Here is a 266-nt window from a genome sequence, read left to right on the forward strand (position 1 = left end):
CCGGGCGTTCGATGCCGATTGGCTGCGCGAGGCGCTAACCGGTGCAGGGATCGAGCCGGTCATTCCGCCAAAGTCCAACCGCCGCTTCCCCGCCGAATTCGACCGCGAAACCTACAAGTGGCGCCACCTAATCGAGAACCTCTTCGGCAGGCTCAAGGAATACAGAGGCATCGCCATGCGCTGCTGCAAGACTGATGAAAGTTTCAGCGCCTTCATTGCTCTCGCCGCAACCGTCATCCGGCTCCGGTGAACGTCAACACACCCTA

General features: G+C 60.5%; 1 protein-coding gene. It reads left to right on the forward strand.

Features of this window, described 5'->3' with window-relative positions; all coding sequences use genetic code 11:
• Positions 1-250: transposase (locus AAIL68_RS17670; protein WP_347141085.1), on the forward strand; the 250-nt coding region annotated here is incomplete at its 5' end.
• Between the last annotated feature and the right edge of the window lie 16 nt (positions 251-266).

The organism is Paracoccus sp. SSK6, assembly GCF_039770665.1.
Classification (GTDB): domain Bacteria; phylum Pseudomonadota; class Alphaproteobacteria; order Rhodobacterales; family Rhodobacteraceae; genus Paracoccus.